We start from the raw sequence: 16,445 nt of genomic DNA, 5'->3' as shown, positions 1-16,445 counted from the left end.
ATGACAGAACATAAGTTTCAAAAAGTAACTGGTGAAAGGGAGACGAATATCCAGAACGGACGGTGGAAGCTATGACAAGCTTAGAGGAACTACGAGACATAAATGCACGATGCATACACTGTCGTGCCTGTCAGTATGCTTACGCAGATGAACCTGACAGAGAAGGCGAAACCGAAGAATATACCGGCATGATGCTATCATGCCCGGGCGGCAATTTCTATGGCTGGGAGGGCTACTACAACAGCGGGAAAATGTGGATGGCCCGAGCGTATCTTGAAGGAGACCTCAAACCTAGCCAGGAGATGCTGGAGGTTATGGAAGCCTGCACGACCTGTGGCCTCTGCGCAGAACAGTGTGAGAATTACATTGAAACTGTCGATGTGATTGAGGAACTTCGAGCTGCGATTCTGGAAGATGGTGTTGAACCACTGAAACGCCACAAGGTCATCAATGATCGGGTCCTCGAAGAAGACAAGCGCAATCCCTACAATGAAGCCAGAGAAGAACGCATAGCCTGGTATGATGGGGAAGTGGATCTCAAGAATGCTGATGTTGCCTACTATGTCGGCTGTACAGGTGCATATAGACAACAAGACATTGCAAAACACACAGCCAGCATTTTGGAAAAACTTGGAGTCAACTTCACCGTTCTTTCAGATGAAGTGTGCTGTGGTTCACCAATCCTACGGACCGGTCAGAAAGATACCTTCAAGAAAGTCATGAACGAGAATCTTGAGATGTTCAAGGATTTCGATTTGCTAACCTTTTCATGTGCTGGGTGCTATCGGACTTTCCGCGTTGATTATCCTAAACAGAGTGGAAATCCTCTCCCATTCAAGGTTGCACATACGCTTGATATTGTGCATGATATGATTCAGGAGGGAGAACTCGAAATCGAGACACCCTATGAGAAAAAGGTGACCTGGCATGACCCCTGTCACACCATCAGGCACATTGGCCTTGATATCGAACACCGCATGCTAGACGAGTCAGATAACTGGCTTATAGACAGTAGAAAGGCTGCAAAAGCCAAAGAAGCTTGGTATGAGCGACCAAGAGAGGTCATTCGTGCAATCCCTGGTATCGATTTCCGAGAGATGTATCGGATCAAAGGCGATAGCTTCTGCTGTGGTGCCGGAGGCGGTGTAAAAACCCAGTTCCCCGATATGGCACTTGAAACAGCAAAGGAACGCGTTAAGGAAGCTGCCTCAACGGGCGCAGAAGTTTTAATGACCAGCTGTCCATTCTGCGTGACCAATTTTAATGACGCTATCGAAGCGTTACAAGAGGAAGAAAAGGAAACTGGCAAAGATCTCTCGGCCATTGGTTCGAAGCTTGAGGTTGTAGAGCTTCTCGAGCTAATGGATCAGCTAATCTAGTGGCTCTATCACTATTGTTCTTACAATTGTGATATTGGCTTCGTCAGAAAAAAAAAAGAAGTCGCTCATGCTATGGCTATAGACCACTGGCATGAGCGAGCGTTACTTTATACTACCGTCAAGAGAGCACCGATAATGACGATAATTCCTGGTATGTAAGCGTCAAGAATGGCCAAAACGATTCCCAGGATCACAAGAATGATCCAGTTCTTTTCCATTTTGAGTGCAGGAATATCAACCATTCCACTGGTTGCTAGGATGATAAGAGCAACCACAATGCCAACGATTCCCAATACTATGTTGGCTGCAGGGCCTAGAATCGGGCCTAGAATAGAGAACTCTCCAGCTATAGAAGTTCCCCAACCAAGTATATCCAGAAGCCCGTAAATGAGCCCAATGATTCCACCCATCACGACCAGGAGATTGCCAAATTCTTGAGTTGGTTTCTGAGACATTACAACTCTCTCCAAATGCCTTCTGTTGTTATTCTATCTATACCCTCAATAAAATTCTGTTGCCCTCGCGATATAGCCATCATGAAGCGTTGGATTTTAGCTTCAGATTCACGATGGCTGCTGCTTTCAAATTCTGACATACTGAAATAAACGTGAAGCCAATTGATACCCTAATCCAGATTTCGGTGGATAGGGCTTTTACAATCGCATGGAACAGCTAATCCAAACGAAGACGAGCTGACGGCATTGGCCTGCAGCTAGGTGTGAGCATCTATATCTTTACAATAGCATCAGGATTGCGCCAATAATCACAAGGGCTCCTGCCAAGTCGGCTGCAAAAAGAAAAAGAAGGACTCCTAGTACAATGATTACTACCACGTTCTTCTCCATTTTCAAGGAAGGAATATCTACTACTCCACTTGTGGCCAAGACAACGAGTGAAATCACAATTGCTATGATTCCTGTAATGAGGGAACCAAGAACGCCTCCAAGAGGAGAAAAAACAGCAAGCCCCATGTTCAGGACTTCAAGGATTCCATAGAGTAGCCCAACGAGTCCGCCGAGCGCAATCAAAATCTCGGCTATTTTGGTAGTTTGTTTCTTCGGCATCACATACGTCTCCAGATAATTGTCAATAACGGTAGGATTGATTTGATATAACTGTATTGAGGGCTATCATCCTGTGGTTTAACTCAACTTTTTTTGTCAAATTCAGATAATGAACCAGAAACATGCAGCCAGTCGATTATCCAAATCCAGATTATGGCAGACAAAGCTGTTACAATCTCTGGTATTGCCACACCATCCCATGGCTGACTCCACATGTAAAGCGAGACGAATGGCAGAAGCAATGATATGACTGCGAAGAGTCTCTTTTTGGGGAATCGGAGCCAGCCTAGTCCTAACGCCCACATAGCGAATGGAAATGTGAGGAAGAAGCCCACAGAAACGATGTAATGCGTTGGACTGAAATTCTCGGAAAAAATGCCGATTGCAGTGAGAAATATGCATGAAATCACGAAAATGCTGAGGGCTATTTTCATTGCTGGCTCTGTAATCCGCCGTAGCAAATACAATGTGAAATAGAGCATGAGCAAGCCTGTTAGTGTCAGTCCCACATTGAATATCACTGCTGCATAGAGTTGGTATGGTCCCAGATCTGTTCTGGTATAATGGCCCAAATCGCTCAGCGCGTTGCCTATCCACGTAAAACCTGGAGACAGTAGAATCGCTAATCCAATGCATGAGAGAGAAATAATGGGTGCTATGAAACCAATCTTGTTTGGAAGGTCTGATTCCTTTACGCGATTGATGATTGACATACCGTATCGGTGCTACATTCCCGTATATAGAGCTTTTACGTAGGTCATGTGCGCGAACAAGAGCCATTTCCAAGGGCAAAATTCTGGCAGCTAGGAGTCAGAGATAAAAGGTCGGCTCCGTAACGTTGCAAGGTATTCGCTGGTGAAAACTGGGTGAGATGATGACAGAATCTGAGATTGAAGACAAACGACTGACACTGGAAGAGGCTGCTCAGAAGGTTCCCGATGGTTCAGACATGTTTTGGGGAGGCTTCGGGTACCAAAGACCGCCCATTGCATTTGCCTATGAACTGGTGCGGCAGAAGAAACGCAACATAACGATTCATACATGCGGTTCTGAAGTTGATTTGGAGGTCATGGCTGGTGCTGGGGTGGCAAATCGGTTCGAGATTGCTTTCGAGGCGATTGAGGCTCTTGGACTGGGCTACAATATGCGACGGCGTGTGGCTGAGGGTGCGGTAGAAGTTGAGGACTACAGCAATCTTGCAATGGCATTGCGATTCTACGGTGGGGCTCTAAACGTTCCTTTCATGCCGATACGGAGTCTGATGGGTACCGATATGGTGCGATTATCCCGATATAGGGGTGACAAGAAACTCGCAGTTATTGACTGTCCATTTACGGGTGAAAAGATTTGCCTGGTGCCATCTCTACAACCTGATTTCAGTATTGTACATGTTCAACGTGTAGACAGAACTGGCAATGCACAAATCGATGGGATAGTAGGCGAGGATATAGAGGGCTCAAGGTGCGGCAAGAAGCTGATTGTTCTGGCTGAAGAGCTGATTGACGAGCCAGAGGTTAGGGCTTCGCCAGACCGAACAAATATTCCCTCGATGTATGTAGATCATGTGGTAATCCTTCCATTCGCTGCCCATCCCATGCAGTGTCACAATTACTACGACTACGATCTGGAATTTCTGCAGTTGTTCCACAAAATGAGCAAGACAGAAGAAGGATGGCAGGAATACCTAGAGAAATACATACTGGGTGTGGAAAATCATATGGAGTATCTAAATCTCGTGGGATGGGATCGTCTCATGGAGCTCAAAGCGAAAAAACCATGGGGGTACTAAGATGGTCGAATATACTAGAATCGAATTCCTTGCAGCATGTGCTTCCCGACAAGTACGGGACAGAGAATTTGTGTTTGGCGGTACAGGGTTACCGTTGCTTGCAGCTCTTTTGGCAAAAGAAACACACGCTCCAAAAATGAAGCTTATTTCGGAAGCTGGCTTCATAGATGCGAGACCCCGAAATGTTCCACTCTCAGTTGCCGATTCTCGCTATCACTATGGAAGCTCCGCATCTATTGGCCTCATAGAGACTCTTGGTTTCATCCTACAGGCAGGTAGAGTGGATGTAGGTTTCCTGGGAGCTGCCCAGATAGATGAGTATGGCAACTTGAATACGAGCTACATCGGGAGCTATGATAAGCCTAAGGTGAAATTACCTGGAAGCGGGGGTGGCAATGACATCGCGTCCTCAGCCAAACGAATCGTCATTATGATGACGCATGATAAGCGAAAGTTCGTCAAGGAGTTGGACTACATGACAAGTCCTGGCCATCTTGAAGGCCCTGGTTCACGTGAGAAGTGGTCGTTGGTCGGTGGTGGTCCTGAAGTTGTAATCACGGACATGTGTCAGATGGATTTTGACCCGACTACTTTGAAAATAAGACTGAAATCAGTACACCCGGGCTATACTGCCGAGGAAGTCCTAGACAATGTCATGTTCGATTTGATAGTCCCGAGTGACGTACCTGTGACAGAAGAACCTACACAGGAACAAATTGATATCATGCACCGCCTTGATCCAAATGGTATTTACCTCGGGAAGGGTGCACCGCTGAGAGACTAATCATTGGAGACTGAGCTGCGTTTGTCGGAATTCAGACTTGATAGATACAATGCCATATTGTTCGACCTCGATTCAACCATACTCGATACAGGGGCATATGCAATTGATGCAAGCAAGTGGATTCTGCGTCAATCAACCCGCAATTGGTGTGGAATCCTTGAGGATTTCATAGATGTATTAGTCGAAAGGTACCATAATGAGATATCCACCATAGCAGGTGGTGGGAAATTCAAACGTCCTATCGATTGTGTACGAGATGCACTAACTACCTCTCTCAAGGAATTCAACATCGAACCGGTAGATGAGATCCTACAAGACGGTCTTGCTATGTTCAGAAAACTCCATGTTGAGTATGCCAGTCCAACAGATGGGCTTACGGCAATTCTTGATTCTTTGAAGACCAAAGGTATCAAGCTGGGTGTTATCACGAATTCGTTTCAGGGGAATGCAAAGAAGATTCTCTCCAAGTTGAACCTCGACCACTATTTCTCTCTTATTGCTGATAGCAGCGACTATAACGCTTTCAAACCCATGCCTGAGCCATTCGAATTTGCTCTAGCGAAGTTGAGCGTAAACAAAGAAAATACGCTCTACATAGGGGACGAGTTTTATGCAGATGTCGTTGGCGCGATCCGAGCTGGACTTGCCGTTGTTTGGATAAACAATAGAGATGATGCTTTGGAACAGAATCAGAGAAAATACGGTGTGGAGCCAACCTTTGTTATCAGCTCATTCAGCGAACTGAAGGAGATAATGTAAGAAATCAGCTCACCCGATTTTTCCTTTATATCCTCCTAAAAGCGACATTCCATATGCCCTATAACCGAACAAACAATAAATAGTAACCCGCTCAAATCCATATAGGCTAAGAACACAGTATAGGGAGTGATTGCTTGACCCAAGAAAATGGCTCTGGTGGTCCCATGAAGGCTCGAACAGACCTTGTTGATATGCTCTTATGCGATCCGGAAGTCACGGAAGCTTTGGTGACAATAATCAAGAGCGAACTGGAAGATATGCAGGAAGGCGAGGCTGGAAAACAGATATCAGAAACCCTCCATGAGGCGGCCGCGAGAACAAATGTTGAGGATGCAAATCAAAGAAATATCCTCTATTGGCTCACCCAGACCGGTTCCGATGTCAGGCAAATGATTCTTGTTCAGACAATCGAGGCCCTACTCGAGTATCCAGAGTGTCGAAAACCAACTCTAGATGCTCTTGAGAAGATATCCTCTCGGGAAAACGTGGATATGGTCATGCAGTGGGTTAATAAGCAGATTCTCACACTTGAACAGGCTGTATACGTACTCCTGTACCCCGAGGCATCAGCAGCCTTGGAGTAGCTGTCTACGCACTCAGATCAGGCAGAAATTCTTGGACGTGATCTTCCCAATCTGGCTCTATTTCTAGTGCTTTCTTTGCACATTCGATTGCTTCTTTTTTTTGCCCTAGCTTGTGATGCAGTTTGGCTTTGTAGAACCATGCTTCAGCGTATTCAGGGTCCAACTCGACAGCCTTCTGATACGCCTCAAGTGCCTTCTCATCTTCACCTTTTTCTTCTAACACTTTCGCTTCTGAATAGTAGTCGTATTCTGTGAAATCTTCACGTTCTGCGGCCATCAAAGTTCACTCTATGTCTCGTAAGAAATGAACCTTAATAACTCTAAAGGCACCTCACATTTGTTTTTGATTTTCTAAAAAGCGCCCTAAAAACCATAATCGCTCTTTATGGATATTCTCTGCCTTGAGATAGACCAAAAAGGAGTAGAACTGCTCTTTATTGTGATTTGAACCAGCTAGGCACGAGCTCGTAGGATTGGAATCTAGTGTTCTTGGAGTCTATCGTATGCAATCTTGCCATCTACGATTGTAAGAAGTGTCTTTGTATTTCTCAGTTCGTCTATTGGGACTTCCAATGGGTTCCTGTCAATAACAACAACGTCTGCAAGTCTGCCCTCTTCAATCGTTCCCTTTTCAGTTTCTTCCCATGCTGAATAGGCCCCGAGTCTTGTGTATGCCTCAATTCCCTCTAGTGGAGTAACGCCCTCTTCACGGTGCAGGACTTGTCCACTGCTGGTTTTGCGAGTGACCATTCCGTAGATTCCTAGCCACGGATTAGGTGAACATATCGGGCAATCACTATGACCTGGGGCAGGAATCCCCTTATCTATGAGCGATCGATGGGGCCACATCCACTGCATTGCATCCTTTCCTCTATTGGCTTGATAGGCATCACCCAAGTCATGAAGAAAACCAGTTGCTGAAGCATCGATAACTCCAAGCTCTTTTAGTCTAGATTGAATTGCAGGTGTAGCGTAGCAGCAATGCTCTATCCTATGGCGGTGGTCATCTCGCGGGTGCTCTTCTAACGCTGCTTCAATTGCATCTAGTGCCCTATCTATTCCCCTGTCACCGATTCCGTCAAGCCCCACTCTCAACCCTGCATCATGTGCTTTTTTCACTCTCTCTGTTATGTCATCCTGATCGTAGAGCAAAATACCGGTGTTATCCGGTTCATCAATATATGGCTCATAATATGCTGCAGTACGTCCACTCGTGCTTGTGTCGAAAATCCATTCGATTTCTGTAATCTTCAGCCAGTCATCACCAAAAGGCGTTTGGATTCCAGTTGCAATAAGAGATTCAAGGATTCCTTCATCGTCTCCCGACATATGCATGCAAACCCGTAATGGGAGCCGCCCTTCTTGACGCAATTCTTGGAACGCTCTGAATTGCTTGGTACAAGTCATAGAAGCATGTATAGTGGTGATGCCCAGAGTCAGGAACTCTTCCATCACCAGCTTTAGTCCCTTCTTGTAATCCTCCACAGTCGGCTCAGGAGTCTTCTCGTAGACTAGGTCCTTTGCTGATTCTCTCAGAACGCCCGTAGGCTTACCATTTTCGTCTCTGTCGATTTTTCCATGTGGGGGGTCTGGGGTGTTATCATCGATATCTGCACGTTGGAGCGCCAAACTGTTGACTATGCCTATGTGAGCATCCCGCCGCTCGATGTAGACTGGATTGTCTGGCGAAGCTTCATCAAGTTCCTTCAATGATGGATATCGACCGAGTTTAATATCATCAAGGCCAGAACCGAGGACCCATTTGCCTGAAGGTGTTTCATGAGCCCTTCTCTTCACACTTTCAAGCAACTCGGACATAGATGACGTATCACAATCGATTCCCGTTTTGGCAATACCATACATGCCCGGGTGCATATGTGAATCGATCAACCCCGGAATAACACTATACCCTTGAACATCTCGAGTCTTGGTGCCTTTCTCAACGAGTCCTCCAATTTCTTCATTTGAGCCTACTGCTACTATCCTGTTTTGCTTGATGGCAATGGCTTCTGCAACAGGATTATCCTGGACAACGGTGATTACATTGGCATTCATAAGGCAAAGGTCGGCGAAAAGGGGCATACTTGTTCTGAATACCGGCTTAGGGTTTAACTCTTGCTTTATTGATGGTTGTTTTCACCAATTAGATTGAAAGCCTTTATATCCGTCTTCCAGTGTCTGTCGATTCTGACATTGACCTGAGAGGTAGATTCCTTGAATTCACGAAAAATACGCGTGCTCATAGCGAAGCCAGGCCTAGACGGTCATGACCGGGGAGCCAAAGTAGTTGCAAGAGCCTTGCGGGATGCTGGCATGGAGGTCATATATACAGGCCTGCGTCAAACACCCGAAATGATTGTTGAATCCGCTCTGCAGGAAGACGTTGACTGCATAGGACTAAGCATTCTGAGTGGGGCTCACAATGCGCTTTTCCCAAGAGTTACTGAGCTTCTACGAGAGAAAGGTGCAGATGATATATTGGTCATTGGTGGAGGTATTATTCCCGAAGATGACATACCTGGATTGAAGGAAGCGGGAATTGCCGAGGTATTTGGGCCAGGTACTCCATTGGGTGAAATCGTCGAGTATATCCGGTCACGTGTATAGTCCACTGAATCATTGGTGAGGTACGCTAGTTGTCTGCGAACAAGTTGGTTGAAGGCGTCCTGAACGGGGAGAAACGAGCATTAGCACGTTTAATCACCTTTATTGAAAATGAAGAACCAATTGCTCTTGATGCTCTTAGTCAGCTGTATAGACATACCGGTGAGGCTCATGTTGTTGGCGTAACAGGTCCTCCAGGTTCTGGCAAATCCACTCTTGTCAACAAATTGACAACTGCCTATCGTGAAAGAGACAAAACGATTGGTATAATCTGTGTAGATCCCTCAAGTCCGTTTTCTGGTGGTGCACTTCTCGGTGATAGGATACGGATGCAGAAACATACCCTCGATGAGAAGGTTTTCGTCCGTAGCATGGGTACTCGGGGTCATCTGGGAGGACTATCCCGGGCGACATCTGACGCTGTTCGTGCATTAGATGCATTCGGAAAAGACATAATCATCGTTGAGACTGTAGGTGCTGGCCAGTCAGAAGTTGAAGTCATCGAGATTGCGCATACAGTAGTTGTAACGGATGTTCCTGGGAGCGGGGACGACATTCAAGCAATAAAAGCCGGAATCATGGAAATTGCTGACATCTTTGTCGTCAACAAGTCCGACCTTCCAGGGGCAGATAAGAAAGTCCTCGAACTCAATGCTATGCTCGATATTGCGCCTGAGGATGACGGATGGAGGCCACCAGTTCTCCAAACAAACTCGCGAACTGGTGAAGGTGTTGAGACGCTTGTTGAGAAAATTGAGGAGCATATGCGTTATCTCAAGGCTAGTGGTCTTCTTGATGAGAGGGGACTTGAACGGAGCCGTGAGGAGCTTGAAGACATTATGGAGTATAAGCTAACGCAAGAACTGCTCGGAAAGCTCCGTGGAAGTACAGACTACGAAGAAGCCATCAATAAGATTGCCAAACGCCATGAAGATCCCTATACTGTTGCTGAAAGACTGATTGTGAAATTCCTTGCGGAACAAGAAGAGTAGGTGATATGCTTGGAGGATGAGAAAATAAACCAGCAATACAAGAAATGGCGAGACAGTGTGGTCAAGAAAACAATCGAGAGGTTTCCTGAGAGAAAACAGGATTTTTCCACAGTTTCAGGAATTCCTACGAATCGATTGTATACTCCAATGGATACGAAAAATACAGAATACTTGGAGGATTTGGGCTTTCCTGGTCAGTTTCCGTACACCCGTGGTGTCTATACTACTATGTACAGGGGTCGCCTCTGGACTATGCGACAGTACAGTGGCTTTGGAACCGCACAGGAGACCAATGAACGCTTCAAATTCTTGCTTGAACAGGGGCAAACTGGCCTTTCTGTGGCTTTTGATTTGCCAACACAAGTTGGATATGATTCGGATTACCCCCTAGCGAAAGGGGAAGTTGGCAAAGTTGGCGTTGCCATCGATTCTTTGGCTGATATGGAGATTCTATTCGATGGTATTCCCTTGGATGAAGTCAGCACCTCGATGACAATCAACGCTCCTGCAGCTGTACTCTTGGCTATGTATGTAGCTCTGGCAGAGAAGCAAGGTGTTCCGGCTAAGGAGCTTCGAGGCACGATTCAGAACGATATTCTCAAGGAATATGTTGCGAGAGGAACCTACATTTTCCCTCCAGAACCCTCTATGAGACTAATAACTGATGTTTTCGAATACTGCTCGGAGAACATGCCCTTATGGAACACTATATCCATATCCGGCTATCATATTCGTGAGGCTGGTTCGACAGCTGTTCAAGAGGTGGCTTTCACACTGGCCAACGGCATTGCCTATGTAGAAGCTGCTTTGGATGCTGGTCTTGATGTAGATGGATTTGCCTCCCGTCTATCATTTTTCTTCGGATCACATAGTCACTTCTTTGAAGAGATTGCGAAATTCCGAGCCGCTCGACGCTTATGGGCGCGTATAATGAAGAAGAGATTCGATGCTGAGGATGACAAATCTTGCAGGCTTAGATTTCATACTCAGACCGCGGGGTGCACCCTTACAGCACAACAACCTGACAACAATGTTGTACGAGTGACTCTACAGGCATTGCAAGGAGTTCTGGGAGGAACACAGTCTCTACATACAAATTCACGAGATGAAGCTTTGTCATTGCCAACTGAGAAATCTGTTCAGATTGCGCTGAGAACCCAACAGATCCTCGCACATGAGACAGGTGTTGCAGACACCATAGATCCGCTGGCTGGCTCCTACTATGTAGAATCTCTGACAAACAGCATCGAAGAAAAGGCTAGAGAGTATCTACAGCAGATTGATGATCTTGGAGGATCGCCATCAGCAATCGAGAGAGGCTTCATTCAAAGGGAAATAAGTGAAAGTGCATATAAACATCAAAAAGAGGTCGATGAGGGTAAGCGTATCGTTGTTGGCGTAAATGAATTTACTACAACGGAAGAACGAGAATTCGAATATCTACGAGTCGACCCAGAAACCGAAAGAGCGCAGATAGAACGATTGAACAAGCTTCGTAAAACCCGCGATGACAATACCGTTAAAGTAGCTCTCGATGCTTTGCGGGAAGCAGCTAGAAGTGATGCTAATTTGATGCCACCAATTCTGGAAGCAGTTAGAGTGTATGCAACCCTTGGAGAGATTTGCTCGGTTCTTCGAGATGAATTTGGAGAATACCAAAGCCCTGATACATTGAGGTAGCAACTAATGAGACCAGAGAAAATAGATCATATTGGAATTGCTGTGAACAGCATAGCCGATTTAATCCCCTATTATCGAGATACCCTTGGAATGAACTACCTTGGCTCAGAAGAGGTTTCTGATCAAGGAGTACGAGTAGCTTTCTTTGAGATTGGTGAGAGCCGAATAGAGCTCCTTGAACCCACCACTGACGAAAGTCCCGTTGCCAAATTCCTTGCCAAGCGTGGATCTGGTATGCATCATATAGCTATTCAGGTAGATGATATCGATAGTGCTATTGACGAATTGCTTGCAGATGAAACAAGAATGATTGATCATGAAGCACGACTAGGGGCACATGGCACGAAGATAGCGTTCGTACATCCAAAATCAACTGGTGGCGTTCTTCTCGAACTATGTGAACATGAAGGGTAAACCTTCCAGTGTCATCTTAAGATATCTATTTCCTCTTTTGTACTCCAATGAATTAGGCTGCAATCCCTTTAATTACGGCAAATTTATTTGATTAGATTACCAATACAACGCCTCGATGAGGTGTTATAGGTTGTCGGATGAGATTCCAGTAACCCATTACGACTACTATAGAATAGCCAAAAGCTATGAAGAGAAGGGAGAATTCGAAGAAGCATTAGAGGCCTATCAGAAGGCCATCGATATGAATGAAGAGTATGCCCATGCTTGGTTCTACAAAGGTCTCCTTCACACGAAGCTGAAAGAGTATGAAGCTGCTGTATGTTGTGCTGAGAAGGCACTAGAACTTGAGCCAAGCTGGAAAAAGCATGTCAATAAAATACTAGATACTGCAGGAAAAAGCCCGTAATCCTCTTCATACACACGATGAGGATGGCTTACTAGATAGTGGGCTTACCTTCCCTATGTCTTCAGCACGGACCAATTACCCATTCTAGCTTAAAATAGATTCGATAGCATTAGCTGTCTTTATCATGTCTGCTCTGTCTACCATCCTGTTGGTTACAAATCGCACTCTGGATCCATACCCCCCGTAGACAAGAATACCCTCTTTTTCCAATTCTTTGGAGAATTCCATCGAATTCATATCGTACGCACTGATATCGACGAATATTATGTTCGTGTCAGGTTCAGTTACCTCTAGATTTGGAATTTCTGACAGTCTGTCATAGAGAAACCTCGCGTTCTTATGATCATCCTCTAATCTATCAACCATCTTCTCGATGGCAATAAGTCCAGGAGCTGCTATGATTCCCGCTTGCCTCATTCCTCCTCCCAAACGCTTCCTGATTCTTACTGCTTCATGGATGAATTCCTCGGATCCAGCTATGATTGAGCCAACAGGTGCTGATAGCCCCTTACTCAAGCAGATTTGAACGCTATCTACTGTATCTACAAGATTCTTTGCAGGGATTCCAAGTGCTACTGCTGCGTTGAATAGTCTAGCACCGTCACAATGAACCTTCAATGAGTGTTCATGTGCAACTTCAGTGAGGGCATCAACCCGCTCAGGGGTCACAACCACGCCCCCAGCATAATTGTGTGTATTTTCTATTACAACCAACTGGCTTTCAGGATAGTGAGGATCATCTGGCCTAATTGCCCCTTCTAGTGTTTCTGGTTCAATGTATCCTCTATTCCCCTCCACTGGTTTGGGGAATAAGCCGCCAAGAGATGACATAGCTCCCGCCTCAAAGAGAAACGTATGGCTGTTCTCTTCAACAATTACTTCGCCCCCCCGAGTTGTCTGTCCAAGAAGTGATATCACATTTCCTTGTGTGCCTGAAGTGACGAGCAATGCGTCTTCTTTTCCAAGAATTTTGGCGGCTTTTTCTTGGAGTTCATTTACCACTTCATCCTCGCCAATCACATCATCTCCAAGCCTTCCTGTTTCGTGAGCCTGAACGATTGCCTGAATCATGTCATCAGTTGGCTCAGTAATCGTATCGCTGCGAAGATCAATTGGTGACATGATACCTCGGAAGTTGACACGAAAATATAGGTCTGTGGTTTTGCTGTTTTGACAACGCATAAAGGTGATGGACTTCCTCTAACACGAGCAGATTTTGCAGGACGGTACCACGAGCTTGACAGCTGGCGACGAACTGGGGTACTTGGACAAAATTAGGCTTTTTCAGAAAGATGCCAAACTATACATTTTTTCTCGGGTTGCAAGCACTCTTGGTTACGGAATCAGCAATGTAATCTTTAATCTCTATATGATTGAAGTGGGTTTTGGTGAAGACTTTCTTGGCTTCTTTCTATCCATATCAATGTTCGCGACGGCTGGTATAGCAATAGCTGCTGGAATGATTACAGACCGGAGGAGCAGAAAACGCATTTTGCTCGCCGCAAGTTTCGTTTCATTCCTTTCTACAGCAATTCGCTATACTGCGATTCAACCGTATATTCTCCTCTTCTCTCAAGTGATGTTAGGCTTCTCCCAAGCGTTCACTCAAGTTGCGATGTCACCCTACGTAAGTGATGTGTCAACGGAAAAAGAACGAGCCCATCTATTCGGGTTCAGTGGCGGAATGTCATTGCTTGCAGTACTTGGAGGCAATATCTTGGGTGGGTATATTCCGGGAGTCTTGAGAGGCTTGGGAATTGCAATCGATCTCCTCTGGTCCTATCGTCTCACCTTGTGGGTTAGCCTCATTCCAATTGCCATATCCAGTCTTGCTCTTCTACCGATGACGCCTGATGAACCGCAAGAATCTGAGCAGAGGCTTGGCTTTGCTAACGTTCGAAATTGGGATTTCATTGGAAAATACACAATCACTACTAGTACAATTGGCCTTGGCGCAGGCGTGATTGTCCTTTATTTCAACTTGTACTTCAGTTCGGTTTTCCAAGTTGATGAAGCTACAATCGGGCTAATCTTTGCTATCAATACAATCTTGCTGTCTGTAGGACAATTCTCAGCACCAGCCTTGGCAGATAGAATAGGAAAGGTGAAGACGGTAATTGTAACCGAAGCACTATCTATTCCCTTCTTACTCATGCTGGGGTGGGCACCAGTTCTGTACATCGGTGTCATAGCCTATGTATCACGTACTGTGCTGATGAATATGGCTGGCCCCGTTAGCAACGCGTTTTTCATGGAAGGTTTAACCAAGAAGGAACGAGCTACTGCAGTAGGCATAACACGCACAGGAGACTCTTTTGTAAGGGGGGTCGCTGCCATAATCGGGGGATGGCTGCTAGCTCGGGGGCTTTATCGAGTTCCCTATCTATTGGTATCTGGTCTATATCTGCTTGGTGTCCTATTCTTCTACACTTTCTTCAGAGGTAAGGAGAAGGAACTTAGCGCAATGCGTAAGGCTAAAATCAAACGTGAGAAAGAGGCTCCAGAGGCACCGGATGTAACCTGAGAGCAACCATAGCTGGATATAAGTTATAACGAAACAGTCGTTATGTATTCCAATCAAGCAAGGGGACTACTATTCGATGTCCGAGAATTCCGATCTCCTGATACCCATACTTCAGGCTCTTCCCATGGGCGTCGCTGTTCTTGATGATGAGAGGGAAATCGATATTGCTAACACTACTCTGGGTTTCATGTTGAATACAAATCCGGAAGAGCTAAAAGGTTCAAAACTACCTTATCTGGATGGCTTGGGGGAATCAGAATCTAGAGAATTCGAATCAGTAAATCAAAATGGTGAGAAAAGAATCCTTATGGCCTCCATCATTCCCATCAATGGGCCTGAGGAACGAAACTCAATCCTCTTAGCGACTGTTGATGATATCACTGAGAAGCGGAAGAGAAAAGAGGACCTTGAGAATATTGCACATCAGATTATTTGCTATAGAGCTGTTACGAAGCTTTTTTCTCAAACAGAAACACCTCTAAAACAAGTCCTAAACACCTTTGTTCATTTGATTCCTGAAGGTTGGCAATATCCTAGTATAACCGCAGCTAGAGTCACACTTGGACCGACCATTGTTAGTTCTGCCAACTATGCCGATACCGAATGGAAGCAAACTGAGGAGTTCTCATATGGTGAGGGGCTGAAAGGGAAGCTAGAGGTCTGTTATCTTGAGAACCGCTCTCCAGAAGATGAAGTGCCTTTCTCGAATGAAGAACGGACATTAATTCAGACTTTGGCAAATGAGCTTGAACGCTATCTCCAAAGGAAACACAATGAGGATATAAGACGCCAGCAGCATCGGGAGTTAGAAATATACTCTAAACTACTTAGGCACGACTTGAGAAATGATCTTTCTGTAATCATCGGAAATCATGAATTGCTTCAGATGGTCCTGAAATCACAAGATGACATGGTAAAACAAGCATTGTCTTCTTCCGAAGCTGTGTTCCAACGAATGATGAAACTTCTCAGAACTTTTGGACGAGCGACTGATTCTGAGGAGCGCAAAATAGCCAAAATGTTGCGAAATATCGCTTCTAGATCAGAAAGGGCTAACCCAAATATCACCGTAGACTTACGGATTGATGAAGAAGCAGATAATCTGCGAATAACGGAAAGCAAGCTACTTCCGTTGGTTTTCGAGAATCTGTTTAGAAACTCTGCCGTTCATGCAGGCACGAATCCGAAAATCACAGTGGAGCTATCCCGGGAGGGAAACAATGCAAAGGTCATCTTTAGGGATGACGGCCCCGGAATTGCAGAGGAAATCCGTGATAATCTCTTTGAAAAAGGGGTGTCAACACGGGGTGGGGGACTAGGCCTTTATCTTTCAAGGCAGGTCGTAGAGGCTGTTGGCGGAGTCATTGAATTGCTCGAACCACAAGAAGACTCTGGAGCCACTTTCGAGGTTCTAATTCCTCTTTCTGTGTAGTCTCTCTGGCTAGTGCTACTAGAAATCAATACAC

The 16,445-nt window shown here is 45.5% G+C and carries 18 protein-coding genes; 12 read left to right on the top strand and 6 right to left on the bottom strand.

The window, feature by feature from the left end; translation table 11 throughout:
• Positions 1-71 precede the first annotated feature (71 nt).
• A complete protein-coding gene (locus GF309_00595) occupies positions 72-1,379 on the top strand; it encodes a hypothetical protein (protein MBD3157259.1) in 1,308 nt (435 codons plus the stop codon).
• A gap of 107 nt (positions 1,380-1,486) precedes the next feature.
• On the opposite strand, the gene GF309_00590 is transcribed toward GF309_00595, so the two are convergent.
• From GF309_00590 to GF309_00580, 3 genes are all read right to left on the bottom strand, one after another.
• Positions 1,487-1,834 carry a hypothetical protein gene (locus tag GF309_00590; GenBank protein MBD3157258.1) on the bottom strand — a complete coding sequence of 116 codons (348 nt, stop codon included), beginning with the start codon at positions 1,832-1,834 and terminating at the stop codon, positions 1,487-1,489.
• 279 nt (positions 1,835-2,113) lie between these two features.
• A complete protein-coding gene (locus GF309_00585) occupies positions 2,114-2,443 on the bottom strand; it encodes a hypothetical protein (GenBank protein ID MBD3157257.1) in 330 nt (109 codons plus the stop codon).
• Positions 2,444-2,526: 83 nt separating this feature from the next.
• On the bottom strand, positions 2,527-3,156 hold the full coding sequence (locus GF309_00580; GenBank protein ID MBD3157256.1) for a DUF998 domain-containing protein: 630 nt from the start codon (positions 3,154-3,156) through the stop codon (positions 2,527-2,529).
• 158 nt (positions 3,157-3,314) lie between these two features.
• On the opposite strand from GF309_00580, the gene GF309_00575 reads away from it, so the two are divergent.
• The 4 genes from GF309_00575 (at position 3,315) to GF309_00560 (ending at position 6,359) form a co-directional block, all read left to right on the top strand.
• A complete protein-coding gene (locus GF309_00575) occupies positions 3,315-4,232 on the top strand; it encodes a hypothetical protein (GenBank protein ID MBD3157255.1) in 918 nt (305 codons plus the stop codon).
• Position 4,233: 1 nt separating this feature from the next.
• Positions 4,234-5,016 (top strand): hypothetical protein, encoded by a 783-nt coding sequence (locus GF309_00570; protein MBD3157254.1) that lies wholly within the window; start codon positions 4,234-4,236, stop codon positions 5,014-5,016.
• A gap of 3 nt (positions 5,017-5,019) precedes the next feature.
• On the top strand, positions 5,020-5,775 hold the full coding sequence (locus tag GF309_00565) for an HAD-IA family hydrolase (protein MBD3157253.1): 756 nt from the start codon (positions 5,020-5,022) through the stop codon (positions 5,773-5,775).
• A 134-nt stretch (positions 5,776-5,909) separates the two neighbouring features.
• A complete protein-coding gene (locus GF309_00560; GenBank protein MBD3157252.1) occupies positions 5,910-6,359 on the top strand; it encodes a hypothetical protein in 450 nt (149 codons plus the stop codon).
• A 4-nt stretch (positions 6,360-6,363) separates the two neighbouring features.
• Here GF309_00560 and GF309_00555 read toward each other — a convergent pair whose 3' ends face one another.
• Both GF309_00555 and GF309_00550 read right to left on the bottom strand, forming a co-directional pair.
• Entirely contained in the window at positions 6,364-6,636 is a 273-nt protein-coding gene (locus tag GF309_00555) for a tetratricopeptide repeat protein (GenBank protein ID MBD3157251.1), read from the bottom strand.
• 203 nt (positions 6,637-6,839) lie between these two features.
• Positions 6,840-8,441 (bottom strand): amidohydrolase family protein, encoded by a 1,602-nt coding sequence (locus tag GF309_00550; protein MBD3157250.1) that lies wholly within the window; start codon positions 8,439-8,441, stop codon positions 6,840-6,842.
• Positions 8,442-8,573: 132 nt separating this feature from the next.
• Here GF309_00550 and GF309_00545 point away from each other — a divergent pair, with 132 nt between their 5' ends.
• From GF309_00545 to GF309_00525, 5 genes are all read left to right on the top strand, one after another.
• Positions 8,574-8,966, top strand: a complete 393-nt coding sequence (locus GF309_00545; GenBank protein ID MBD3157249.1) for a methylmalonyl-CoA mutase — start codon at positions 8,574-8,576, stop codon at positions 8,964-8,966.
• A 44-nt stretch (positions 8,967-9,010) separates the two neighbouring features.
• The gene (gene meaB, locus GF309_00540; protein ID MBD3157248.1) at positions 9,011-9,955 is read left to right on the top strand and encodes a methylmalonyl Co-A mutase-associated GTPase MeaB; all 945 of its coding nucleotides are present in this window, start codon (positions 9,011-9,013) and stop codon (positions 9,953-9,955) included.
• A complete protein-coding gene (locus GF309_00535; protein MBD3157247.1) occupies positions 9,956-11,635 on the top strand; it encodes a methylmalonyl-CoA mutase in 1,680 nt (559 codons plus the stop codon).
• A 6-nt stretch (positions 11,636-11,641) separates the two neighbouring features.
• Positions 11,642-12,049: a methylmalonyl-CoA epimerase gene (gene mce, locus GF309_00530; GenBank protein ID MBD3157246.1), complete on the top strand. Its 408-nt coding sequence runs from the start codon at positions 11,642-11,644 to the stop codon at positions 12,047-12,049.
• 115 nt (positions 12,050-12,164) lie between these two features.
• Entirely contained in the window at positions 12,165-12,455 is a 291-nt protein-coding gene (locus GF309_00525; GenBank protein MBD3157245.1) for a tetratricopeptide repeat protein, read from the top strand.
• 84 nt (positions 12,456-12,539) lie between these two features.
• Here GF309_00525 and GF309_00520 read toward each other — a convergent pair whose 3' ends face one another.
• Positions 12,540-13,577: an aminotransferase class I/II-fold pyridoxal phosphate-dependent enzyme gene (locus GF309_00520; protein MBD3157244.1), complete on the bottom strand. Its 1,038-nt coding sequence runs from the start codon at positions 13,575-13,577 to the stop codon at positions 12,540-12,542.
• Positions 13,578-13,668: 91 nt separating this feature from the next.
• On the opposite strand from GF309_00520, the gene GF309_00515 reads away from it, so the two are divergent.
• Both GF309_00515 and GF309_00510 read left to right on the top strand, forming a co-directional pair.
• A complete protein-coding gene (locus GF309_00515) occupies positions 13,669-14,979 on the top strand; it encodes an MFS transporter (protein MBD3157243.1) in 1,311 nt (436 codons plus the stop codon).
• Between the two features lie 76 nt (positions 14,980-15,055).
• Positions 15,056-16,411 carry a hypothetical protein gene (locus tag GF309_00510; protein ID MBD3157242.1) on the top strand — a complete coding sequence of 452 codons (1,356 nt, stop codon included), beginning with the start codon at positions 15,056-15,058 and terminating at the stop codon, positions 16,409-16,411.
• Positions 16,412-16,445: the final 34 nt, after the last annotated feature.

Source organism: Candidatus Lokiarchaeota archaeon (genome assembly GCA_014730275.1).
Taxonomy (GTDB): domain Archaea; phylum Asgardarchaeota; class Thorarchaeia; order Thorarchaeales; family Thorarchaeaceae; genus WJIL01.
Note: the sequence above shows the minus strand (reverse complement) of the source record. Positions and strands in the feature narration are given on the sequence as shown.